We start from the raw sequence: 25300 nt of genomic DNA, 5'->3' as shown, positions 1-25300 counted from the left end.
TAAAGTGCAATTGTTTCTGTTAATTTTTGTCTTTTGTGAGAAATTTATGCTTGAATTATTTTTTTAAAAAAGAGGATTGAAAGTTACGTTACATTGTCTTTTGTGCATTATTCAATTTCATAGCAGTACTTCTAACATTTGTGTCGAATTAAGAAGATATATAGGAGGGATACATATGGAAATAGCTGTAGAACGTGTTTTTACAAAGGAAATTTTAGCAAGAGCGGCAAGAGAATTTCATGTAACAGTAGAAGAAAAGCCACTTGGAGATTTTGAGAATTATATTTTTAAGGCGAAGGGTGATAATGATGAAGATTACGTATTACGTTTAACACATTCTTCTCATCGCTCTAAACAAGAGGTAGAGGCTGAACTAGACTTTTTACGATATGTTGCGGAGAACGGAGCAAAGGTAGCGGGACCTCTTTATTCAAAGTCTCAAAATCTCGTAGAAGAAATCGTAGCAGAGGATGGGACGCTCTTTTTCGCTTCCTTATTTACATATGCAAAAGGCGAGCAAGTAAAAGGAGAGGAATCACCTTATTGGGGAGAGGCTTACTTTGAAGCGTGGGGAAAAGCAATTGGACAACTACATCGCCTTACAATGGATTATCCTGAAACAGACTACCGTGATACGTGGGAAGAAGACGAAAGTGGAATTGTTAATGAATTAGAAGATGATCAAGTGAAAAAGATTGCAGCGGTATTAATGGATGAAATTAAGGCCCTTCCAGTTGAAAGAGAAACGTTTGGTCTTATGCACGGTGATATCCATCAAGGTAATTTTCATTATGATGGTAAAGAGCTAACAATCTTTGATTTTGATGATGCGGCTTATAATTACTTTATACATGATTTAGCGATGGTTCTATACTACTCTGTTCTATTTACACCGTGGACAGTGGAAGAGAAGACAGATTTTGCTCGTAAACAGCTACAAGTGTTAAGAAAAGGATACGAATATGAACATAAGCTTGCGAATAGTTGGTATGAATCGTTACCACTATTTTTACGTTTACGTGATATAGGTTTATATGGAACGCTTCAAAAGAAGTTTAAGGGGAAAGATATGCCAGATAACTTCTTGAAATTATCAGAAGAGCTATACGAAAGAATTATTAAAAGAGAAGCAATTGTGAATATATAATACATTTAGTTCAAAACAAAGTATATAAAACAAATATATACTTTGTTTTTTTATACAAAAATATGTTTATTTTATTAAAATAATATTGTCCTAGATTCGGTATACACTTATAATTTTATATATATTCTGAATATTCTTTATAAAGAAGGAGGGGGAATGTTGGAAGCTTTCGTAAATTGGTTAAATAATATTGTTTGGAGTCCAGCACTTGTTTATTTATGTTTAGGAGTAGGTTTATATTTTTCCATTCGAACGAAGTTTTTACAAGTAAGGCACGTAGGAGAAATGGTGAAGCTGACATTTCAAGGAGAAAAATCAGAGGCTGGTGTTTCTTCATTTCAGGCGTTAGCACTTTCATTATCAGGACGCGTTGGAACAGGAAATATCGCTGGGGTAGCAACAGCGGTTGCATTTGGTGGACCAGGAGCTGTATTTTGGATGTGGGCAGTAGCCTTTTTAGGGGCAGGTTCTGCTTATGTAGAATCGACATTAGCACAAATATATAAGACGAAACATCAAGGGCAGTTCCGAGGTGGTCCTGCTTATTACATCGAAAAAGGTCTAGGAGTTAAATGGTATGCTTTAGTATTCGTTGCAGCGACAATTCTTGCAACAGGGCTGTTATTACCAGGTGTGCAAGCAAATAGTATTGCTGTAAGTTTAGAAACTGCTTTTGGTATTAATACTACCGTATCAGGGGCTATATTAGTTGTCGTATTAGCTCTTATCATTTTCGGTGGAGTAAAGCGAATTGTTAACGTAGCGCAAGTTGTCGTACCCTTTATGGCAATAGGCTATATTTTAGTAGCCTGCGTCATTGTTGCTATGAATATTGAAAAATTGCCAGAAGCATTTATGTTAATTATAAGAAGTGCATTTGCATTAGAAGCTGCTTTCGGTGGTATTATCGGTTTAGCAATCTCTTGGGGAGTAAAACGTGGTATTTATTCCAATGAAGCAGGACAAGGGACTGGACCACACGCAGCAGCTGCAGCCGAAGTATCACATCCAGCTAAGCAAGGTTTAGTACAAGCATTTTCCGTTTACATTGATACATTATTTGTTTGTTCAGCAACAGCATTTATGATGATTATTACAGGCATGTATAACGTATTTGATGCAAGCGGAAAAAACTTTATCGTTAATAAATTAAATGGTGCTCAGCCAGGACCAGGATATACACAGGCGGCGGTAGAATCTGTTTTCCCTGGATTTGGAAATGGTTTCGTTGCAATCTCGTTATTATTCTTCGCGTTTACAACAATTATGGCGTATTACTACATTGCAGAAACGAATATCGCGTACTTAAATCGAGATAAAGACCGTCCTTGGTTGTCTATGGTACTAAAATTTGTTTTTTTAGGAGCTGTATTCTACGGCTGTATTAAAACAGCAGCAACGGCGTGGGCTTTAGGTGATATCGGTGTAGGAATTATGGCATGGGTAAATATCATTGCGATTTTACTATTACAAAAACCTGCATTAGTCGCATTAAAGGATTATGAAGAGCAGAAAAAAGAAGGAAAAGATCCAGTATTTGACCCAGGACCATTAGGTATTAAAAATGCTGATTTCTGGGAGCATGAATACGGAAAAGATAAGAAAGAGGAAGTATCTTAATAGAATAGGAACGAAGGAGCAAAGGGAAGATCCCTTTGCTTTTTTTATGGACAAAATGAAGCTGGAAGTTATTTTTTTGCCTATTTTTGAATATAAAAAGAATGTACATGCTTTGTTAGTGGAAGGGGGGAGTATGTTGATAGAGTTTCGTAATGTAAATAAATATTATGGTAACTTTCAAGTTTTGAAAAATATTAATGTGCAAGTGAAAAAAGGAGAAGTGGTAGTAGTTGTCGGGCCTTCAGGATCAGGAAAAAGTACATTGCTTCGATGTATAAATCAATTAGAGGCAATTACAGATGGAGAATTAATTGTACAAAATACAGAGGTACACAATAAAAAAACGGACATGAATGAATTGCGGCGAAATATTGGGATGGTCTTTCAACATTTTTATTTATACCCACATAAAACAGTTCTGCAAAATATTACATTAGCACCGATTAAAGTAAATAAAGTTTCCAAAGAAGAAGCAGAGAAAACAGCAATGTTTTATTTAGAGAAAGTAGGAATCCCGGAGAAGGCTAATGTATATCCGCATCAATTATCCGGAGGACAACAGCAAAGGGTAGCAATTGCTAGAGGACTTGCGATGCAGCCGGAAATTATGCTGTTCGATGAGCCTACGTCTGCTCTTGATCCAGAGATGATTGGAGAGGTACTTGATGTTAAGCGCTGGCTAAAGAAGGGATGACAATGGTCGTTGTCACTCATGAAATGGGATTTGCGCGAGAAGTAGCAGATCGGATTTTATTTATGGATGATGGTCAAATTATTGAAGATACAACACCGGCGCAATTTTTTGTACATCCTGAACAAGAAAGAGCTCGTTTATTTTTAAGTCGGGTGCTAAATCATTAGAGGAGGAATTTCATGCTTAAAATGAAAAAATTATTTACTTTAATCGTATTTTCATGTTTATTCGTGCTTGTTGTTGCTGGATGCGGAAGTAAGAAAGATGAGGCAAAGGAAACAAATACGAAGCAAGGCGGGGCTGTTGAGCAAATTAAGAAACGAGGGAAATTAGTAGTTGGGGTGAAGAATGATACGAATTTATTTGGATTAAAAAATCCTTCAACAGGGCAGGTAGAAGGATTCGATGTTGATGTCGCGAAGGCACTTGCGAAAAAGATTCTTGGAGATGAAAAGAAGCTAGAGCTGAAAGAAGTAACGTCTAAAACACGTATTCCAATGCTGAAAAATGGTGATATTGATGCAATTATTGCAACAATGACAATTACGGAAGAACGCAAAAAAGAAGTGGATTTTTCAGATGTATATTTTAAAGCAGGACAATCGTTACTTGTGAAAAAAGGAAGCAATATTAAGAGTGTCGATGATATAAAACAAGGCGTTAAAGTATTAGCTGTAAAAGGATCAACATCTACAAATAACATTCGTCAAAAGTCACCAGAAGCGACTGTATTAGAATTTGAAAATTATAGTGAAGCATTTACAGCGTTAAAGGCAGGTAAAGGTGATGTGTTAACGACAGATAATGCGATCCTTTACGGAATGGCAAAACAAGATTCTAATTATGAAGTAGTAGGAAAAATTTTCACAGATGAACCGTACGGAATTGCAGTGCAAAAAGGGGCAGATGATTTAACGAAAGAGATTAATACTTTAATTAAAGACATGAAAGCAAGCGGGGAGTATGACAAATTATATGAGAAATGGATTGGACAAAAACCAGAAAAATAGATAGTAAAAGTGGGAGGATGAGAGTACTCATCCTCTTCTTGTAAAGAAAGAGGGGAGAATATGTGCCTGATTTTTCTATATTAACGAATAACATTGATATGTATTTAGAAGGATTTAAATATACAGTTATGTCTAGTGTAATTGCATTGATAGGCAGTTTTATTTTAGGAGTAATTTTGGCAGTAATGCGTATTGCACCTATTCGTATTTTAAATTGGATAGGATCTGCTTTTGTGGAGTTTGTAAGAAATATTCCACTCGTATTAATTGCATTTATATTCTATTTTGCTTTACCTGTAATAGGAATTACTTTAAATGGTTTTGTAGCAGGAACAGTTACGCTTACGGTATATACGGCAGCTTTTATTGCAGAAGTAATTCGTGCTGGTATTTTATCAGTTGCGAAAGGGCAAATGGAAGCAGCTCGCTCTTCAGGGCTAACGTATGTGCAGGCGATGTATTATGTTGTCTTACCCCAAGCTGTGAAAATTGTAATTCCCCCTTTAGGAAACCAATTTCTCAATTTAGTTAAAAACTCCTCAATACTTGGAATTATTGCTGGTGCTGATTTAATGTATCAAGGCGATTTAATTTCAACGAAGACGTTTGTTACGTTTGATGTTTATATATTTGTCGGGATGTTTTATTTAATATTAACAATTCCGCTCAGTATGCTAGTGCGTTATTTAGAAAAACGCTTGGCAAAGGGGGCGGTGTAAATGGATTTCAAGGGAGCAATTACAGGAGATCATATTCTATTTTTATTAAAAGGATTACTTATAACATTAGAGGTAGCGCTTGTAGCAATTGTACTTAGCTTTATTATTGGTAGTGTAATAGGGATATTGCGCTACATGAAAATACCTGTCGTCTCACAAGTATTAGGAATTATCGTTGAAGTAATTCGAAATTTACCACTACTTTTAATTATATTTTTCACGTATTTTGCACTTCCAGAAGCAGGCTTGAAATTAGAAATTATAACAGCAACAATTGTTGCTTTAACAATATTTGAAGCAGCAATGATATCTGAAATTGTTAGAAGTGGTCTATTGTCTATTGAAAAAGGGCAGGTTGAAGCCGCAAGATCTTCGGGATTAACGTATGTTCAAGCGCTTTGGCATATTATTTTGCCACAAGCATTAAGGAGAATGGTTCCGCCGCTTGTCAGTCAATTTATTTCATTGCTGAAGGATACGTCGCTAGCGGTTGTTATATCACTCCCTGAGCTTATGCATAATGCTCAAATTATTAGCGGGCAAAATGTGAATTACATGATTCCAACATTTATATTAGTAGCTTGTATGTACTTTATCGTAAATTATAGTTTATCAATTTTATCCAGAAGATTAGAACTCAGTTAACCCTTACAATATATGTGAGGGTTTTTTCCTTGATTATCCTTATTTTCCTCTAAATAGAATCTAAATCTTGCGATAATTAGATTTTTTACATTATTTTATCAGAAAAGTTTTAATTTTATATAGAAATTGTAATCGCTTTCGTGTATATTTTTATTATCAGAAAATTTTAACAAGATATAGGGGTATGGTAGGGGGAGGATTTAGATGCAGCAACCAACGAATGAGAAATTACATCGCACGATGAAGAGTAGACATTTATTTATGATCGCACTTGGTGGTGTAATCGGAACTGGTTTTTTCTTAGGTTCAGGTTACACTATTAATCAGGCTGGACCAGGGGGAGCCATCCTTTCATATTTAGTAGGCGGATTTATTATGTATTTAACAATGCTTTGTCTTGGAGAGTTAACGGTAGCGATGCCGGTTTCAGGATCTTTCCAAAAGTATGCAACGAAGTTTATTGGACCAGGAACGGGCTTTATGATTGGCTGGTTATACTGGCTCGGCTGGGCAGTAACAGTGGGTCTAGAATTAACGTCAATCGGTTTAATGATGAAAAGATGGTTTCCAAATGTTGATGTTTGGGTATGGTGTCTCGTATTCGGCGTTATTTTATATGCTTCAAACGCAATTTCGGCGAAAAGTTATGCTGAATTAGAATTTTGGTTCTCTAGTATTAAAGTAGTGACAATTCTTGCGTTTGTTGTTCTTGGTGGTGGTGCATTATTAGGGTTTATATCATATGACGGAAAAGAAGCAGCACCTCTTTTCTCTAACTTTGTAAGCGATGGTGGACTTTTCCCGAATGGACTAGCTGCCGTATTACTTACAATGATTACAGTTAACTTCTCGTTCCAAGGAACAGAGTTAATCGGAATTGCAGCGGGAGAAAGTGAAAATCCAGAAAAAACAATTCCACGTGCAATTCGTAATACAGTATGGCGCATTATGTTATTCTTCATTTTAACAATGACAATTTTAGTAGGGTTAATTTCTTGGAAAGAAGCAGGGGTAATTGAAAGTCCATTCGTAGTCGTATTTGATAAAATCGGTATTCCATACGCAGCTGATATTATGAACTTCGTTATTATTACAGCGTTACTATCTGTAGCGAATTCAGGATTATATGCGGCAACTCGTATATTATGGTCACTTGCAAATGAAGGAATGGCACCAACTTCTTTCAAGAAAGTAAATAAACGTGGTATTCCAATTACAGCGTTAGTTGTAACGATTGCGGTAGCTGGATTATCCCTATTCACAAGTTTCCTTGCTGAAGATACAGTATACATGTACTTATTATCGATAGCTGGTTTATCGGCTGTTTCAAGTTGGATCATTATTGCTCTATCGCAACTTCGCTTTAGAAGTCAGTATATAAAAGGCGGAGGAAAGTTAGAGGACTTAAAGTATAGAACACCACTATACCCGATTGTTCCAATTTTAGCTTTAATTACAAATAGCATCGTTGTTATTAGTTTAGCGTTTATTCCTGAACAAAGAATGGCATTATACTGCGGTATTCCATTTATCACTTTCTGCTATATATATTATTATTATATTAGTAAGAAACGGCAGAAACCGATGAAAGTGGAGATGGACAAAACAAATGAAACTAACAATCAAACACGATGATATAGAAGCAGATTTATCGTATGGTCAATTAGCGATTGGAAAAGAAAATGGATATTCACCGTTACAATTACTCATTTCTTCTATCGCAGGATGTAGTGCAATTGTCTTTCGAACAATTTTAGAAAAGAAACGTATTACATACGATACGTTTACGATTGAAACTGAAATTGGTAGAAGTGAAGCTTTATCAAAACCAGTTGAAAGTGTTCATTTGCACTATAAAATTAAAGCACAAAACATTACAGAAGAGCAGTTGGACAAGGCGCTGCAACTTGCAGTGAAAAATTGTACGATTGTTCAATCGGTAAAAGATAGTATAAAAGTTACGGAAACAATTGAACTAATAAAGTGAAACATAAAAACGTGAGATCCGTATTCTCACGTTTTTATGTTTTAGAAAGAGGGGAAAGTGTAATGGACTGTTTGGGTTGTAAATTAGCAAACGAAGAGGAAAAAATATATAAAGTATATGAAGATGACTATGTAACGTGCTTTTTAGATCATGCACCTTTCTATCCGGGGCATACTTTAATTGTGCCGAAGCAGCATGTGTTAGAAGTAGACGAATTAGATGATGTTGTAGCAAAATCAATTATGGATGCTTCTAAGATTATTACAAAAGCGATTAAGTCAGTATATGAACCGGACGGAATTACAATTTGTCAGAATGGTGGAATATTTAACGAACTCACGCACTATCATATGCATGTTGTCCCGAGATATAAAGAGCGCTCATTTGCTGAGTTTTATACGGTACAACCGGGAGAAAAGAAGAGTTATAACTTTGAAGAGACAAAGAATTTGTTAAAAGAAGCGATAGAACAAATACTGCTTACTGAAAAGGTGTAAGTGTGATGTTCTTAATGGAATAGGCAGGAAAATTCTAATAAACAAAAGCTCAATTTCTCAGTTAAAATAGAGAAATTGAGCTTTTGTTTATTCTATTATTAAATTTTATCTATAAAAAGATTTTTCAGTGTCACAAAGTATATTGCTCATTCGTTATATAGAATGAGAGGAGGAATTATATGAAAGGTACAAACAATGATTACGAAAAGATGGAAGAGCTATACGAGTTGTATGAACAAAAAATTTATTATGTAGCTTATTCTATTTTAAATAATATTCAGCAGGCAGAAGATGCAGTTCAAGAGACGTTTATTACTCTTTATAAGAACTTGGAAAAGCTCCATATCTTGAACACGCAAGAGCTTAAATGCTACATTTTGAGGGTTGCGAAAAACAAGGCGATTGATAGTTACCGGAAAAACAAACGACATGAAACATTTTTAGAAGAATATGAAAGAGAATCTGTAGAAGCAGTAGATGAAAATATTGAAGAGTGGGAAAAACGTAAAATGTCTGAGGTTCAAATTGATGCATTGCTAAAAGAGTTAAACGAATCTAATAGACAGGTGTTTAAGTACAAAGTCTTCTATAACTTAACGTATCAAGAAATTTCAAGTGTCATGGGGATTACGGAGGCTAATGTCCGCAAGCAGTTTGAACGCGCTCGAAAACGAGTCCAAAATATGATAGGAGGTATACAACATGACGAATTCAAAGAACTCCAAAGAAATATATGAACTTGCTGAAAAAATTGCTTTAGATGATTTTGATAAATCCGAAGAACAACATGAATTTTCACATACATATACGCGCAAAAAGAAACTGTTTATGGAGGAAATGAAGCTGAAGGGCGAGCGACCACAGAAAAAGAGTAAAAGACATCGTATGTTAATCGCTGCTGCCTGCTTATTGATTGGTATGCCGACAACCGTTTTTGGTGCAGTAAAAGTCTATAATATGATTGTTCAAAAACAAAATTATGAAGTAAATGTGTCGGTAACAAATAAGGACACGAAAAAGGCTGATAAGTGGTATAAGCTGAAAATTGATAAATTACCAGAAAATATGGAAGCAATTGATGACTCTGCTATGAAATATTCATTTAAAGATAACGACGCAAATGGAGGCTTTTCATTTAGTCTTTGGAGAGTAGGGGAAAATGCGGACTTTCAAACTTTATATTCAAAAAGCTACGAAGAAAAAGAGATAGGTGGCAAGAAAGCAGTAATTGTTCATAAAGAAACTGGAAACAACAATGTAATGTTTGATAGGAAGGTCTTTCTCTTTTTTGAGAAAGAAGGGATTATGTTAGAAAGTTTTATTGGATCAGTTATAAATGAAGAACAAATGATAGATGTCTTAGGGAATATTTCACTTGAGCCCACGTCAAAAGAAAAGGCATCACATATATCAAATTATGATAAAAAGTATTTTAGCCAAGCGGATGAACCTAAAAAATCTAAAGTGATTCCTTTGAAAAAAGATAGCAAACGACTATTTCATATAGGGCAAAAGGTTCCAGTAACGATATCTATGGATAACAGCCAAATTGAATATGTGATAGAAAAAGTTGAAGTTTTTGATTCGATTAAAGATTTTAAAAAAGAGAACTTTAATGAACTTGGCCTAGGGATATTAAGCAAGAAGAAGGCTTTAGATCAGACGGGAAAACTGCTATCGTACAGACGGGATGTATATAAATTAGGGAATGGTAAAGATTCAATTGATACATTAGTAGATTCGCAATTAGTTAATGTTAAATTTGTCTACTTGACAACAACAGTGAGAAATATTGGTAAACAGGAGACAGAAGAAATCTATATGCATCCATCCATAAAGCAGCTTAAATTTGAAGGGAATGCATGGAAATACGCTAAAGAAGAGGGAATGGATGCAACGCGTATTATGACGGGAGAAGTTGATTATTTAGAGCCTCACGGAGATGGGAAAAGCTTCTACAATATTGGCAGTATCCGACCAGGAGAAACGGTAAAAGTTAACTTAGGTTACTTTGTAGATGAAGATAAACTAGATTCAATCTTTTTGGATGCTTTCCATTACAGAGGGAATGGAAGTACTGAAAATATGAATGCGTCATATCGTTGGTGGATTGATATTCGTCAACAGTCAAAACAATAGGAACAAATACACAAAAAGCTGCTTATATTTAGCAGCTTTTTTCGTCTTCATACATATGTAAAATTTCTTTCGCACGTATACGTAAACCATCTATCAATTCTTTCGGTTCTAAAACTTTTGCATCTTTTCCAAGTCTATAAAATAAAGGAGTAATAAAGTTAATCTCACCTTTATCAATTGTTGAATTTATATATCCTGTCCCATCCTCGTTTACTATAACGAATTCCTCAAGATAAGGAACGCTTTTACATTGGCGTACGCCTTCTGTTGTCAGTAAAACATGTAACTGAGTAGGACTGTGTACTACGTTAGAGTTAGAGGCAAACCACTCTTCTAAATTCATGAATGTATCCTCATTTTCTTCCGTTGATAATATAGAAAGAATACGATCGATACGATACAGTAATACTTTTTTCCTATCATAGTCATAGGACGGTAAGTACCATAGCCCGTCATGAGCATATACACCGATAGGATGAACATGTTTTGTTTTTACCCCGGATTTAGATTCGTATTGAAAGTGTAAATTTTTATTTTCAATCGCCGCTGTTAACACTTCGTTTAAAAGTGGTGTATCAATTGTTCTCTTCGGATTCCAAAAGGCGATATAAGAACGTATTTTATCAACTTTCGCTTTCGCATCATGTTGTAGGGAGCTATATAGTTTATGTGTAACGGAATTTATTTCTGTGTTAAAAGGTAAGTCTCTGTAGTAGCTTAAAGATTGAAAGGCAAAAAAGATGGAGACTGCTTCTTCTTCGGTAAATAAAATAGGCGGAATTACTCTATTCGTTAATACTTTATATCCTCCGTTGCGACCTTGTTCAGCGTAAATGGGTAATCCCATATCACTTAAATCTAAAATATATCTATGGACAGTACGAACGGAAATATTAAATTCATCGGCTATTTCTTGAGCTGTAAATGCTTTTTTTGCAGAAGCAAATATAAGAATATCTAATAAGCGTTTAGCTTTTGACAAATGTATCACCTTTTTTCTTTTTAAACATGACATAAATTGTCGTGTTTTATTGTTAGTATATTGTTTACAGCATAATGTTATCAAGATGAGATGTAAGGAGGAAAAAATATGTCACGTGAAATAGTTTTATTTATAGCCGCTAGCTTGGATGGATATATTGCGAAAGAAGATGATGATTTACAGTGGTTAATGGAAACCGAAGGAGAGGGAGATAACGGTTATACAGAAATGTATGAAACAATTGATACAATAATAATGGGAAAGAGAACGTATGATTATGTAGTAGAGCATACAGAGACATTCCCGTATTTAGATAAAAAATGTTATGTGTTTTCTAATTCAGAAAAAGGCACGAACGGACATGTAGAGTTTGTAAATGAAGATGTAGTGGAGTTTACAAAAAGGTTAAAAGCACAAGATGGATCTAAAATATGGATGGTTGGTGGAGGAGAGCTACTGAGAGAATTCTTTAAAAATAATCTAATTGATGAATATATTGTTACGATTACACCGCATATATTAGGCTCAGGTGTCCCATTATTTAAAGAAAAGAATCCAGAAATTAATTTAACTTTAACGGATACGAAACGTTTTGGGCAATTTGTAAATTTATATTATAAAGTAAAATGATAAAGAAACACGACTACTGATGATAGTCGTGTTTCTTTATAGATGGTAATGAAATTATAAAGCAAGACCCGTGATTGACTTCACTCGTTACTGTAATATTCCCGCCGTGTAGCTCTACAATTTCCTTCACGATAGATAGTCCTAAACCAGTTCCACCTGTAGCTCGTGATCTAGCTTTATCAACACGATAAAAGCGGTCGAAAATGTGAGGGAGGTCTTCAGGAGGAATGCCTTCGCCTTCATCTTCAATTGTAATGGAGATACGTTTATGTTCTTCTGTAATAGAAATGTTTATATGAGAATGTTCTTTTGAATGTCTATAAGCGTTATTTAAAATGTTTACTATAACTTGTTCAAATCGCTGTTCATCTAAGTTTACTAGCAGTGTAGGAGAACAAGAGAAAGAAACTTTAATGTATCTTTCTTTATACATGGCGTTTACTTTTTCAGCTATGCGAGTAAGGAAGGTGTGTAAATGCACTTCCTTTACTTGAATAGAAAAGTTATGTTGCTCCATTTGTGCAAGTGAAAATAAATCTTGAACTAAGTTTGTAATGTAATCAGACTCATCTTTTATAATTGATAAATATCGCAAACGTTGCTCAGGAGAGGTGCTTTCTTTTAAAGCAATGTCAGCATAGCCTCGTACGTATGTTAAAGGTGTTCGTAATTCGTGAGCAACACTTGCTAGAAATTCACTTCGCTCTGTTTTCATATAATGTAAATCATTTGCGAGCGTTTGAATAGATGATGCTAGTTCACCAATTTCATCATTTCGAGTAGTCGTTAACGAAACGGACAAATCGCCTTTACTCATTTTTTCAGTGGCATGTTTCATGTGTAACAATGGTTTTGTTAATAAACGTGATAATAGGAAAATTGTGATGACTGTGAGTAGAAACGTGATGATACCAGCAATAATGAATTGTTTCGTTAATCCATTAACCAACTTTTCAATTGATTCTGTTCCAAGAAACATGTACACATAGCCTTTATGTTTTCCATCTACCACAATGGGGCTAACTGTACATATATAATTAGATGTTTTCCAATGATTTTCTATAATCGCTCCATTATGGTCTGTTCGAGTTTGCATTTTACTAATATGATCGTTTATAGTCGTGTTTATTTCGTTAGATTTAGCTAGTATTTTTTTATTTGTATTTGTAATAACGACAGTTGTTTCAGCTTCAGATTCCATTAATGCTACGTGAGAGATGGTTTGTTCATCATAATATTTTTCAAGTACATCCCGGTGACTATTTCCTCGCTTCAATAAAGCCGTCATTTCTTCATTTACTCTAGTGTTTACGAGGCTATAATAAAGCAAAATAAAGAGAACACTTTCAATTAAAATTGTAACAATTAAAAAATAAAATCCGAATTGAATAGAAATTCGCTTCATTGTTTCGCTCCTAAATATTCGGTATCAACCCACCTATAACCTACCCCATACACAGTTTTTAAATGATGATCAATAGGGAAATTTGCTTTTCGCAATTTATCACGCAAATTACGAATATGTGAATCGATTGTGCGATCTTCTGTATTTGTGTTTAATCCCCAAATTCGTTCAATGAGCTGATCACGGCTTAATACATAATTCACATGGCGTAAAAATAACCCGAGTAAAGAGAATTCGATCGGTGTGAGAAGAAGTTCTTCATTATGTACAGAAGCGAAGTGTTTTGTTTCATCCCATACAATACCGTGATATTGGATTTGTTTATGTTCATTTGTACGTCTTAAAACGGCTTCAATTCTTGCGAAAAGTTCTTCTTCATGGAAAGGTTTCGTTACGTAATCATCCGCTCCGAGTTTTAATCCTTGGATGACATCTACTGTTTGATCACGAGCGGTAACCATAATAATAGGAACGTTACTAAATGAACGGATTCTTTTGCACGTTTCCCATCCGTCCATCTTTGGCATCATAATATCGAGTAAAACAAATTTAAAGTTTCGATTTTCTATATGTAAAATAGCTTCTTCTCCGGAAGTCGCACATACGCAGTTATATCCAATTGGAGTAAGATAAAGCGTTAATAATTCAAGCATTCTCGGTTCATCGTCTACGAGCAGTATATCAATCATAGAGAGCCCTCCATATTTATAATCGTTACTTAAAGTGTAATGCAAAATCATGAAGAAATGGTGCAGATTATGATGTGTCTGCATAATTTCTTCAGAATTGCTTGTTATTGTGGAGTTGAAATGACATTTTGGGTAATCATATTGGCTCAAAAATGATTAATACGGAGGCGGTATAGTGAAAAAAATGACCCGAATTTTTGGGATAACAATAATTACAGCAGTTGGTCTTGCTGCATGTGGGCAAACGAATACAGACCATAAAAATCATGAATCTACAAAAGAGAAGAAAACAGAGCAAAAGGAAATGAAAATGAATCAGGAAGTAACCGCGCCAAAAGAAATGAACCAAGGGGCATCGAATGATTTATTAACGACAAGTCTAAAAAATGTAACGAGGTTAAATACAAATGACCCCCTAAAAATGGCAGTGTTAACTTCGCAAACGATATGGCCAGCAACCCATAAAGAGAACCAGCCAGGTGCTGTTATTTTAGTACCAGTGAGCGAGTGGCAATTAGGTATTGCGAGTGCAGACCTTATTCATCATCCGAATAACGGACCGATTTTATTTATAGAAAAAGAAAAGATACCAGAAATGACGTTAAAAGAAATAAAACGATTAAATCCAATCGGAACGAGAGATGGAACACAAATTATGGTGATGGGGGATGTAGGTACTAGCGCGCTTGAACAATTAAAAGGTTATAAAGTAAAACAAATAAAAGAAACGAACCCAGCTATATTTGCGAAAGATGTTGATAAGGAGTATGCCGATATAACAGGAAGCTACCCAAATAGTGTTATTATCGGTTCGTCTGAAGAAGAAGGACGTTTATATACAACCCCCGCTGTAAACTGGATTTCTCATATGCCGGAACCACTACTCTATACAGAAAAGAATAAAGTGCCAGAAGCGACAATAGAGGCATTAAAGATGAGAAAAGATAAAGCAAATATATATTTACTAGGACCAGAAAAAATTGTTTCAAAAGAAGTAGAAAAAGAGTTAAGCAAATACGGGAAAGTAACGCGTATTTGCGGTGAGAATCCAACAGAAAATTCTATCGCATTTGCGAAGTTTAAAGATGAAAAAACAAAATTTGGCTGGGGATTCACAAAACCTGGTCACGGTTTATCATTTGTTTCAAGCAAAACACCAGATTTAGCAGTTGCTGGGGCACCTTTTTCACATATGGGTAAACACGCACCTGTTGTCTTGTTAGAAGAAGGGAAAGCTTCACAACCAGTGTATGACTTCCTTGCTACTATTCAGCCGAAGTTTAAAGATGATCCAACACTTGGACCATATAATCATGGCTTCTTATTAGGAAGTACGAGTGATATTTCATTTGAAACACAAGGAATACTAGATGAGAGGTTAGAAATTGTTCAGGAAAGTGGTCAAGGACACGGTGGACATTAATGAAATGAGAAAAGACGCTACTGATAGCGTCTTTTTTTATTTTCCTCGACAAAATATGACAAAAAAGTTGTAACTGTTTCTGTTATGATAGTTTCGGAAATCTTACATTTTACATAATCGGAGGAAAAGAAATGTATAAAAAATTGGGTACTATTGCTTTAACAGGTGCACTTGCTTTTAGTTTAGCTGCTTGTGGTGAAACTGAAGTTAAAGAAGTGAGTAAAAACGATGCTCTTAAACAGGCTGAAAAGAAAGATAAAAAGGAAAAAGCTGAAAGCAAGATTTATAAAATTGGAGATACGGTAGAAGTTAATGGCCTACAACTTACTTTCAGTTCAGCTAAATTCGTTGAGCCTAACGAATACGTAAAAGCTGAAAAAGGGAAAGTACTAGAAATCGCTTTTAATGCTAAAAATAATGGCAAAAAAGATATATATTTTGGAACTTCTGAATTAAAAATTGCTGATACTAACGGCAACCAATTCAAAGAGTACTTTGGTGGGGAAAATACGTTTATAAACGAAAATATTGCGCCAGGTAACCAAATTACAAACAAAATGTTATTTGATGTACCAGAAGGCGATAAGTTTGTTGGTACATTTAAACCTACATTTACATTTGACGAGAAATCAGTGAAATTTGAATTTGAAGTTGCTAAATAAGGAGAGATTAAGATGAAAAGAACAGCTGAATTTGTATTAGGTCTTATTGGAGGTATTTTTGGTATTATTTGTGCATTTGTTGCTTTATTAATCGGCGGTATGGGAGCTGCTTTTGAAGCTGATGGAGCAAATACTGTTATTGGCTTAGGTTGGGGGGCTGTGGCTCTATCAATCTTAGGAATTGTTGGATCTGTTATGGTAAGAAGTAAAGCGAAGGTTGGCGGTATTATGATGACTGTGGCTGCTATCGGTGGATTTATTTGTATTTCTATAATTTACTTATTACCAGGCGTATTATTATTAATCGGTGGATTAATGGGCATATTCCGTAAGGATAAAGCAACTGTATCTGCATAAAATGAGCACTCGAAAGAGTGCTTTTACTAATTTCATTAAATTAGCATAAACTCCTCTAATCCTAAACCCTCCAAACTAAACCTCATATATGAAGTGGAAATATCCATAGAAATGTAAATGAATTCCTTGAGTAGCTAATATCTTGATCCTTGGACTACTCAATTAAATGAGCTGAATTACATGTGCATTTTTCATCCATCCAAACAAAGTTCTCTTCATTTGACATACGGTAGAATCCGAAATCGTTGTACGTTAAATCAACAATAGGTGATAGTATATTTAAAGTCTTCCTGATATTCTAGGAAAAGAAGCTACGAAGGTAACATCTTTTTTAGGAAACTTTTACATAGCAAAAAATCTTCTACTCGTTATATAATAGCTTTCGTGCAGTCGGCTAGATTTTCTTATGGAGAAAATCAAATTATAAAGGAGTAGAGGAGTGGTATTTTGTTTCAAACGATAAAAAATGACTGGTTTTCTAATGTGAGAGGGGACGTGTTATCAGGAATTGTCGTTGCTTTAGCATTAATCCCTGAAGCGATAGCCTTCTCTGTTATTGCAGGCGTGGATCCGACAGTTGGACTATACGCAGCCTTTTGTATTGCGGTTACTATTTCATTTGTTGGCGGAAGAACTGGAATGATTTCAGCTGCAACAGGTGCAATGGCATTATTAATGGTAACGCTTGTTAAAGATCATGGTTTGCAATATTTATTTGCTACAACAATATTAACAGGTATCGTCCAAATTATTTTTGGCGTGTTCAAACTGAGCTCATTTATGAAGTTTGTTCCGAAATCTGTTATGAGTGGTTTTTTAAATTCACTTGGAATTTTAGTTTTTACAGCGCAATTACCGCATTTTAAAAATGCAACTTGGCAAATGTATGCACTCGTTGTATTAGGACTTGCAATTATATATTTATTTCCACGTATTACAACGGCTGTACCTTCTACGCTTATTTCAATTATTATTGTGACGAGTATTGCACTTATGAGCGGATTACAGTTGAAAACAGTAGGGGATATGGGAAGCCTACCGAAAGAATTACCGTTCTTTAGTATTCCTGATGTGCCATTTACATTAGAAACATTAGGGATTATTTTACCTTATGCAGTTATGCTTGCAATCATTGGTTTACTAGAGTCTTTATTAACAGCTTCAGTTTTAGATGATATGACGCATACAGAAAGTAATAAGCATAAAGAGGCACGCGGACAAGGGATCGCAAACATCGTTGCTGGATTTTTCGGAGGAATGGCAGGATGTGCAATGATCGGTCAATCTGTTATTAATATTAAATCAGGTGGACGAGGTCGCCTATCAACATTTGTAGCGGGCGGATTTTTAATCGTATTACTATTCGTTTTAGGAGATTATGTCGTTCATATTCCGATGGCAGCTTTAGTTGCGGTTATGATTATGGTTTCAATCGGAACGTTTGATTGGAACTCTGTAACAACGATTCATAAAGTACCAAAAGGAAACGCATTTGTTATGATTGTAACAGTTGTGATTGTCTTAATTACACATAATTTAGCATTAGGTGTAATTATCGGAACAGTAATTAGTGCGGTGTTATTTGCATTCAATATGGCAAAGATTCACGTGAAACATTTATATATTGAAAATAAGAAAATATACGAAATTCACGGTCAACTTTTCTTTGCATCTACAGCCGATTTCATAAATAATTTTTCATTTAATGAAGATGTAAAAGAAATTGAAATGAATTTTACTCATGCGCACGTATGGGATGATTCAGCAGTGGCATCAATTGATAAAGTTATCATGAAGTATGAACAAAGTGGTGTGAAAGTAAGTATAACAGGATTAAATGAACGTAGCTCAAAACTTGTTGCAAATTTAGCTACTTATAATAAAAGAATTGCTAGTTAAAAGCCTCCTTTTTAGGGGGCTTTATTATATAATACGAGTAGGATAACGAAAAGGGGATTCAGCATATGTACAAACAAATTATATTAGCATGTGACGGTTCTGAACATGCACTTCGAGCAGCGGAACATGCAACATATATTGCGAAATATAGCAAAGAAACAAATGTTGAAGTTGTGTACGTAGTAGATAATAGAACGGCAAAATCAGATATTATACAAGGTCAAACAGATTTAGAAACAATATCGGCTAGTCGAAAAGATAAATTAAAAGAGATTGAAGTTTTATTAAAGAAAGAGAACATTTCTTATAAAATTACGATATTACATGGTGATCCTGGAGATACAATTGTTCAATATGTAAATACAGGAGATATAGATCTTGTTATTGCTGGAAGCAGAGGGCTAAATACATTGCAAGAGATGGTGCTTGGTAGTGTAAGTCATAAAATAGCAAAACGAGTGAAATGTCCGGTGATGATTATAAAATGAAATAGAATGTAACGAAGACCTTAGGATAACTGAGGTCTTTTTTATGTATAAATGACTCTTATTTGTGGAAATAATAGATATATAAGTTGAAAAGATGTTAACTTACAAATTTGTAAGTTAGTTGTTAGAGAAATCGATGTTATGAAATTTTTCCCATTGGTAAAATAAAAGTATCACAGGGGAGATAGGGAGGATGGAAGCAATGAAATCATTTCAAAATTTGTCATATAGTCAAGGGGTAAGCTTAATTTGTCTAGGGGGATTTGCTGCATCTGTTACGTTAGCTGTTTTAATAAAGGTGTTTCATCAAATTTTTTAATATTAGAGTAGGGAAGGAATTGGTTGTTATCATTAGTAGGAACAGCAATGAAAATAAAAAATAGCTCTTAGCATGTATGTAGATGCTAAGAGCTATTTTTATGATTATTTTTCTACTTCTGGCTTCTCACTTGTTACAGTAACGTCTTTCCAATGTGAAGTTATTTGATTCACTTCAGTGTTGACATCATAATTTTTTACGCGCTTATTAACACCTGTTAAATCAAATGTGTAATGAATTGGAATCATCGGTGCTTCGTCATGAATTAATTTTTGCCATTTATCGTATACTTCTTTACGATATTTTTCATCAGTAGCTTTTTCTGATAATCCTGCGTCTAATAACTTCGTATTTTCATCATTTACCCAGCGCTGGTAGTTGAATCCGGCATTTTTTCCCCATAGGCCAGAAAGGTCAGGGTCAGAGCCAGTGTTCCAAGCACCGGCAAAAATATCAACCTTCGGATCATCTTTTTTAATCATGTCACGCATAGCATTAAATTCGTGTAAGCGTCCATCAACAAGTTCTACTTTTAAGCCGATATCTTTCCAAGATTGAATGTAGAATTTAGCCAGCGGTTCACTTGTTTCACTACCACTACTAGTTAAGAAGTTAATCTTCAATTCATTACCTTTTGGATCTTCACGGAATCCATCACCATTTTTATCTTTATACCCAGCTTCATCTAATAGTTTTTTCGCTTTATTTACATCGAAATTATACGCACCAACATCATTATTATGGTACTTTGGCATAGATGGTGGAATTGGAGAGTTAGCTGGAACGCGAAGTCCGTGATATACTTTCTCTCCTAATTTTTCTCTATCAATTGCATGTGCCATCGCTTGACGTAAACGAACGTCTTTGAACTTATCGTTATCCATTACAGCTTCATTCTTTGCTTTGTCCATATGTCCGAACTTAAATCCGATATAAGTGTAAGCAAGGTCAGTTTTACCAATTAGTTGTGTGTTTTTTAATTTACTTACGTTCGGATATTGATCAGCAGTAATTGCTGCAATATCAATATCACCTTTTTTCAGAGATGCACTAACAATAGATGGATTTACAACTTTTAATGTTACATTTTTCAGCTTAGGTTTGCCGCCCCAGTAATCATCAAAACGCTCATACTCAACTGATTCACCAGGAACGATTTTCTTCACTTTAAATGGACCGAATCCAATTGGATTTTGACGGATTTTATCTGATTCAGCTAGTTTTTCAATTGGTACATCCCCTAAATATTTTTTAGGTGTAGGATATGTCCAAATACCAGTTTTTAGTGAAGGGTTTACTTCTTTATAAGTAATGGAAATTGTTTTTGGATCGACTACTTTAATACCAGAAATTTTGTCAGCTTTTCCAGTGTGATATTCTTCCATACCTTCAATCATTTGCATTTGTGTATCGTAACGGATACCTGTATATTTACTATTACCAATAATTAAGTAAGAATATTCTAAATCCTCAGCTGTTACAGGGTTACCATCGTGCCATTTTACATTATCTTTAATCTTAATTGTAATTGTTTTTTTATCTTCAGAGATTGTATAAGTTGCAGCACCGTCATTTGTAATTTCCCAGTTTTTATCTGTAGCTAATAATTGTTCATCAAAGAAATCCATAATCTCTGAATCTGGAGCAACTTCATACAATACTCTACTTAAAACACCAGCGAAAGGTGAATTTGAAACGAGTCCATAAGTTAATGATCCGTCTTTAATTTCTTTACCGTCATTTTTTACAGCAGCACTAAATTTATTTGTTTCTACTTTTTTTGTGTTTGCCTTTTTACTACCGCTATCAGCACCACCACATGCAGATAGTAATAATGTTGAAGCAGCAAGTGTACTTAATACTTTGTACAGTTTCGGTTTGTTCATAACTTCTCCACCCTTATCCTTTTCTTTGTCTCGCATCAGCCGCACGCTTTAACGCTTGACCAATAAAATTTATACACAGCATCAACACTAAAATCATGATTGATGCGGGTAACCAAATCCACCATTTTTCTTGCAATACATCTGGGTTTGTTGCGTAACTTACAAGTGTACCAAGACTCGGTGTACTTTCTGGTAGACCAAATCCTAAGTAAGTCAAACTAGATTCAATCCCGATGTTACCAGCAAGATTTAATGTAATATTTACGATAATAATAGAACTTAAATTAGGTAATATTTGCTGGAAGATAATCTTCCAATTTGGTGTTCCTAACGTTTTGGATGCAGATACGTAATCAAGTTCTTTCTCAGTTAATACTTTAGAGCGTATAAGCCTTGCTTTTCCGACCCATAAGAAAGCCGTCATTATGAGAATAAATGTAGTAATATTGAAAGTTGGAACAAGTGAAATAAATACGATAACAATCATTAAGAATGGTAAAATCATCATAAAGTCGATAAAACGCATGATGATGTTATCGACAACTCCTCCAAAATAGCCAGCAATTAGTCCCATCGTAAGACCGATAAGGGTTGATAAAAGAGTGATAGCTAAACCAACTGTAAAGGAGTTACGTGTACCAATAATTAGTTGTCCGAAAATATCGCGACCTCCATAATCAGTTCCTAACCAATGTTCAGCGGTAGGAGGATCATAAATGGCGAACAGATCGACTCGGACGATATCTTCTTGCTTCATAATAAATGAAGTTGTGTAAACGGCTATTAATATTAAAGCTAAAAAGAATAGAGAAAACATTGCTAGTTTATCTTTACGAAATTCTCGCCACATAATGGAGAAACCAGAAGGGCTCTTTTCGTAATGAATGACTTCAGTTTGTTTTTCAGGATTTGCTAACATAACGTTTCTTCACCTCCATTAATCAATACGAATACGTGGATCAACGATGCTTAGAATAATATCGGAAAGAAGAGTCCCGAGTAGCGTTGCGAATCCAGTAAATAATACAAGAGCAGTTACGACACTGAAATCACGTTGAGTGATAGATTGGAAAAAGAGTTGTCCAATTCCTGGATAGCCGAAAATATTTTCTAGAATAATAGAGCCCCCGACTAAACCTGTAATTTCATATCCTAAAAATGCTGCGATTGGTAAAAATGAATTTCGTAAAATATGTCTGGAATATACTTTAGATTCTGGTACACCTTTTGCTTTTACCGTGCGTACAAAATCTTTATGTTTCGTATCGATAATTTCACTTCGTAAATATTGTACGGTTCCTACTGTGCCAATTAATGCCCCAGATAAAGCTGGTAAAATCATATGATTTAATTTACTTAAATAATAATCAAATGATCCGGCCGCCACTTGTGGATCAACGCTACCACTTGTAGGGAAGATTGGGTATAAAAAGCCGAATAAGAATAACATTACTAATCCAAAAATAAATAGGGGTGTACCAAATCCTAAAAAGTTATAGAGTGTAATGAGTCGATCAGCCCACGTATCATTCCAACGTCCACTTATAACGCCAAGTGGAATGGCGATTAAATAAGTAAGAATAAGAATTAGAAGAGCTAACAGCACTGTATTACCAAGGCGTTCCCCAATAATATCTGTTACTTGTATTTTATGTGCGTAAGAAATACCGAAATCTCCTTGTACGGCATTTGAAATCCACCTTACATATTGTGTGGGAATAGGATCATTTAACCCAAGTTTCTCACGTTGTTCTTCAATTACTTTTGGATCGGCTTTTGGGTTTGCTAGTTCAGCGCCACTTAATGCATCACCTGGCATTGCTTTAGCAAGTGTAAAGACGAGTACGCTTAATATGAATAATTGTGGTATCATAACTAAAATCCGGCGTAATATAAATTTCCACATGTTTTATCACTCCCTTATGGTAATGCCACCCGGTGAGTTGGCGAGATTGGTTTTAAATCGTAAGCACGTCCATTTTCATTGAAATAATTTTCATATGATTTTTCGTACTCAGCGCTTACTTCACGACGCAATTTACGTTGTTGCTCGCGGTTTTCTGGACGAATATCAGGAATAGCTGATATTAGACGCTTCGTATAGATGTGCTGTGGATTATTATAAATTTCAGCACTAGTTGCTTCTTCCACAATGCGCCCGCGATACATAACACCGATACGGTCACACATATGGCGAATTACGCCTAAATCATGACTAATAAATAAGTATGTTAGTCCGAGTTCAGATTGTAAATCTTGTAAGAAGTTTAAAACTTGAGCTTGTACCGACACGTCAAGTGCAGATACAGGTTCATCTGCGATAATAAGCTTCGGTTTTAGTGTAAGTGCGCGTGCAATACCAATCCGCTGTCTTTGTCCACCGGAAAATTCATGTGGATATTTATAAATAGACTCCGGATTTAAGCCAACTTTATCAAGGTAATCTTGAACAGCTCTACGCTCTTCATCAGGTGAGAGTTTCTCAAAATTCCGAAGTGGTTCAGCGATAATATCCATAACACGTTTCTTCGGGTTTAAGGATGAATAAGGATCTTGAAAAATCATCTGAATATCTTTTCTTTGTTCTCTTAGTTCTGAGCGACTTAATTTTGTTAAATCTTTATTATTAAAATGAATGCTACCGCCAGTTGCTTTTGTTAAGTGCATAATTGCTTTTCCAGTTGTTGATTTGCCACTCCCAGATTCCCCAACGATTCCGTACGTTTCGCCAGGTTGTAGTTCGAAGCTTACGCCATCAACAGCGCGAACGTAATCTAATGTACGACCGAAAACACCACCTTTAATTGGAAAGTGTACTTTTAAATCTTCTACTTTAAGCAGTGCCATGAGTTACGTCATCTCCTTTCTTATGTTGGAAGTTGAAATGTTTGTAGCAAGTGCAACGTACCCAATGGTCTGGATTTACTTCATGTAAAACGGGATTTTCTTCATGTTGATCAGGTCTAATCCATGGAATCCGTGCTTGGAATCGACAACCTGTGCGAGGTAACTTAGCTAATGTCGGTACAACGCCTTGAATAACATGTAATTTTTCTTTTTCAGCAGATGTAGACGGGATTGAATTTAATAAGGAACGAGTATATGGATGAAGAGGGTTATTAAAGATCTCTTCGACTGTTCCTGTTTCTACAACTTGTCCTGCATACATAACGACAATACGATCAGCGGTTTCGGCAACGACGCTTAAATCGTGTGTAATTAAGATGATGCCCATTTTCGTTTGTTCTTGAATGGAACGTAATAAATCTAAAATTTGCGCTTGAATTGTTACATCTAGAGCGGTTGTAGGCTCATCTGCAATAATGAGTCCGGGCTTACAAGCAATTGCAATTGCGATAACAATTCTTTGTCTCATTCCGCCAGATAATTCGTGTGGGTATTGTTTATATGTAAGTTCTGGTTTTGGAATACCAACTTGATGGAGTAGTTCTAAGGTGCGTTCTTTTTTTTCTACTTTTGAAAGACTTGTATGGTAGTCTAAGTTTTCTTCGATTTGTTTTCCAACTGTCATAAGAGGATCGAGTGCTGTAAGGGGTTCTTGGAAAATCATACCGATATTTGAACCGCGTATTTTATTTATTTCGGCGGTTGACATGCTTAGTAAGTCCTTATCTCTATAGTGAATCTGCCCTTGTAATTTTGTATTTGCCTCATTATGCAGTCGCATAATAGAAAGGGCAAGTGCACTTTTTCCGCATCCTGACTCACCAACGATAGCAACAATTTCATTTTCATGAACAGTTAAGGATACATTATCAACTGCTGCATGATACTGATCTTGTATACGAAAGGAAGTTTGCAAGTTTTCAATACGAAGAAGTGGATTCTTCATGGCTATCCCTCCATCTTTTCTGAAAAGACTAAATATTTTGTATGTTGTTATTTTAATATAAAATGACAATGTTTGACAAGTGTGAGTTGAGAAAATATTCAAAAATCTTTTTATATAAAAGTAGAATGCAGTTTTATTAGGTGTTGAAGTGCTTTGGAAGCGCTAACACATATGTAAGAGAGAAATGAATCTTTTGTAAGAAAAAAGTATTATATGTAGAAAAAAGAGAGACATTCTGGAAAGAATGGC

Annotated in this window: 25 protein-coding genes and 1 pseudogene; 18 read left to right on the top strand and 8 right to left on the bottom strand. The window is 35.1% G+C overall.

Annotation, left to right across the window (positions count from 1 at the left end; translation table 11 throughout):
- Positions 1–175 precede the first annotated feature (175 nt).
- From C4S65_RS14340 to C4S65_RS14290, 11 genes and pseudogenes are all read left to right on the top strand, one after another.
- Entirely contained in the window at positions 176–1147 is a 972-nt protein-coding gene (locus C4S65_RS14340; protein ID WP_086407032.1) for a phosphotransferase, read from the top strand.
- 159 nt (positions 1148–1306) lie between these two features.
- Complete coding sequence (locus C4S65_RS14335) at positions 1307–2767, top strand: alanine/glycine:cation symporter family protein (RefSeq protein ID WP_103945268.1); 1461 nt, start codon at positions 1307–1309, stop codon at positions 2765–2767.
- Positions 2768–2900: 133 nt separating this feature from the next.
- A pseudogene (locus C4S65_RS14330) lies at positions 2901–3628 on the top strand (amino acid ABC transporter ATP-binding protein).
- 12 nt (positions 3629–3640) lie between these two features.
- On the top strand, positions 3641–4471 hold the full coding sequence (glnH, locus tag C4S65_RS14325) for a glutamine ABC transporter substrate-binding protein GlnH (RefSeq protein WP_000916491.1): 831 nt from the start codon (positions 3641–3643) through the stop codon (positions 4469–4471).
- Positions 4472–4533: 62 nt separating this feature from the next.
- On the top strand, positions 4534–5190 hold the full coding sequence (locus C4S65_RS14320) for an amino acid ABC transporter permease (RefSeq protein ID WP_001112668.1): 657 nt from the start codon (positions 4534–4536) through the stop codon (positions 5188–5190).
- The gene (locus C4S65_RS14315) at positions 5191–5835 is read left to right on the top strand and encodes an amino acid ABC transporter permease (RefSeq protein WP_000345973.1); all 645 of its coding nucleotides are present in this window, start codon (positions 5191–5193) and stop codon (positions 5833–5835) included.
- A 204-nt stretch (positions 5836–6039) separates the two neighbouring features.
- Positions 6040–7470, top strand: a complete 1431-nt coding sequence (locus C4S65_RS14310) for an amino acid permease (protein WP_098838589.1) — start codon at positions 6040–6042, stop codon at positions 7468–7470.
- On the top strand, positions 7445–7822 hold the full coding sequence (locus C4S65_RS14305; protein WP_006918002.1) for an OsmC family protein: 378 nt from the start codon (positions 7445–7447) through the stop codon (positions 7820–7822). The genes C4S65_RS14310 and C4S65_RS14305 overlap by 26 nt, the downstream gene beginning before the upstream one ends.
- 62 nt (positions 7823–7884) lie before the next feature.
- Positions 7885–8319, top strand: coding sequence for an HIT family protein (locus C4S65_RS14300; RefSeq protein WP_000340514.1), 435 nt, complete (start codon positions 7885–7887; stop codon positions 8317–8319).
- Positions 8320–8498: 179 nt separating this feature from the next.
- Entirely contained in the window at positions 8499–9056 is a 558-nt protein-coding gene (locus C4S65_RS14295; protein ID WP_000679165.1) for an RNA polymerase sigma factor, read from the top strand.
- Positions 9022–10458 (top strand): DUF4367 domain-containing protein, encoded by a 1437-nt coding sequence (locus C4S65_RS14290; RefSeq protein ID WP_061668115.1) that lies wholly within the window; start codon positions 9022–9024, stop codon positions 10456–10458. The genes C4S65_RS14295 and C4S65_RS14290 overlap by 35 nt, the downstream gene beginning before the upstream one ends.
- A gap of 28 nt (positions 10459–10486) precedes the next feature.
- Here C4S65_RS14290 and C4S65_RS14285 read toward each other — a convergent pair whose 3' ends face one another.
- Entirely contained in the window at positions 10487–11473 is a 987-nt protein-coding gene (locus tag C4S65_RS14285) for a YafY family protein (RefSeq protein WP_061668116.1), read from the bottom strand.
- Positions 11474–11548: 75 nt separating this feature from the next.
- Between C4S65_RS14285 and C4S65_RS14280 the strand changes: the two genes are divergently transcribed.
- Positions 11549–12070, top strand: a complete 522-nt coding sequence (locus C4S65_RS14280; RefSeq protein ID WP_061668117.1) for a dihydrofolate reductase family protein — start codon at positions 11549–11551, stop codon at positions 12068–12070.
- Between the two features lie 13 nt (positions 12071–12083).
- Here the strand turns inward: C4S65_RS14280 and C4S65_RS14275 are convergent, their stop codons facing one another.
- Positions 12084–13475 carry a HAMP domain-containing sensor histidine kinase gene (locus C4S65_RS14275; RefSeq protein WP_061668118.1) on the bottom strand — a complete coding sequence of 464 codons (1392 nt, stop codon included), beginning with the start codon at positions 13473–13475 and terminating at the stop codon, positions 12084–12086.
- Positions 13472–14164, bottom strand: a complete 693-nt coding sequence (locus C4S65_RS14270; RefSeq protein ID WP_000565486.1) for a response regulator transcription factor — start codon at positions 14162–14164, stop codon at positions 13472–13474. The genes C4S65_RS14275 and C4S65_RS14270 overlap by 4 nt, the downstream gene beginning before the upstream one ends.
- A 175-nt stretch (positions 14165–14339) precedes the next feature.
- On the opposite strand from C4S65_RS14270, the gene C4S65_RS14265 reads away from it, so the two are divergent.
- From C4S65_RS14265 to C4S65_RS14240, 6 genes are all read left to right on the top strand, one after another.
- Positions 14340–15587 carry an ArsR family transcriptional regulator gene (locus tag C4S65_RS14265; protein ID WP_098286030.1) on the top strand — a complete coding sequence of 416 codons (1248 nt, stop codon included), beginning with the start codon at positions 14340–14342 and terminating at the stop codon, positions 15585–15587.
- A gap of 131 nt (positions 15588–15718) precedes the next feature.
- Positions 15719–16249 (top strand): DUF4352 domain-containing protein, encoded by a 531-nt coding sequence (locus C4S65_RS14260; RefSeq protein WP_103945267.1) that lies wholly within the window; start codon positions 15719–15721, stop codon positions 16247–16249.
- A gap of 12 nt (positions 16250–16261) precedes the next feature.
- On the top strand, positions 16262–16606 hold the full coding sequence (locus tag C4S65_RS14255; protein WP_000831286.1) for a DUF4064 domain-containing protein: 345 nt from the start codon (positions 16262–16264) through the stop codon (positions 16604–16606).
- Between the two features lie 447 nt (positions 16607–17053).
- Positions 17054–18505, top strand: coding sequence for a SulP family inorganic anion transporter (locus C4S65_RS14250; protein WP_061668121.1), 1452 nt, complete (start codon positions 17054–17056; stop codon positions 18503–18505).
- Positions 18506–18570: 65 nt separating this feature from the next.
- Positions 18571–18993, top strand: a complete 423-nt coding sequence (locus C4S65_RS14245) for a universal stress protein (RefSeq protein ID WP_061668122.1) — start codon at positions 18571–18573, stop codon at positions 18991–18993.
- A gap of 202 nt (positions 18994–19195) precedes the next feature.
- Positions 19196–19312, top strand: a complete 117-nt coding sequence (locus C4S65_RS14240; RefSeq protein WP_000834733.1) for a DUF4027 family protein — start codon at positions 19196–19198, stop codon at positions 19310–19312.
- 104 nt (positions 19313–19416) lie between these two features.
- Here C4S65_RS14240 and opp4A read toward each other — a convergent pair whose 3' ends face one another.
- Genes opp4A through C4S65_RS14215 form a run of 5 tightly spaced genes read right to left on the bottom strand, consistent with a single transcriptional unit; the run spans position 19417 to position 25051 of the window.
- Complete coding sequence (gene opp4A / locus C4S65_RS14235) at positions 19417–21198, bottom strand: oligopeptide ABC transporter substrate-binding protein (RefSeq protein ID WP_061668123.1); 1782 nt, start codon at positions 21196–21198, stop codon at positions 19417–19419.
- Between the two features lie 13 nt (positions 21199–21211).
- The gene (locus C4S65_RS14230) at positions 21212–22117 is read right to left on the bottom strand and encodes an ABC transporter permease (protein ID WP_061668124.1); all 906 of its coding nucleotides are present in this window, start codon (positions 22115–22117) and stop codon (positions 21212–21214) included.
- Positions 22118–22135: 18 nt separating this feature from the next.
- On the bottom strand, positions 22136–23104 hold the full coding sequence (gene opp4B, locus C4S65_RS14225) for an oligopeptide ABC transporter permease (RefSeq protein ID WP_000265441.1): 969 nt from the start codon (positions 23102–23104) through the stop codon (positions 22136–22138).
- 14 nt (positions 23105–23118) lie between these two features.
- Positions 23119–24045 (bottom strand): ATP-binding cassette domain-containing protein, encoded by a 927-nt coding sequence (locus tag C4S65_RS14220; protein WP_061668125.1) that lies wholly within the window; start codon positions 24043–24045, stop codon positions 23119–23121.
- Positions 24032–25051 (bottom strand): ABC transporter ATP-binding protein, encoded by a 1020-nt coding sequence (locus tag C4S65_RS14215; RefSeq protein ID WP_098838588.1) that lies wholly within the window; start codon positions 25049–25051, stop codon positions 24032–24034. Before C4S65_RS14215 ends, C4S65_RS14220 begins: the two co-directional genes overlap by 14 nt.
- Positions 25052–25300: the final 249 nt, after the last annotated feature.

The sequence above is a fragment of the Bacillus sp. ok061 genome, from assembly GCF_900108285.1.
In the GTDB taxonomy this organism is placed as follows: Bacteria; Bacillota; Bacilli; order Bacillales; family Bacillaceae_G; genus Bacillus_A; species Bacillus_A thuringiensis_S.
The sequence above is the reverse complement of the archived record's forward strand: the minus strand, read 5'-3'. Positions and strand labels throughout refer to the sequence as shown.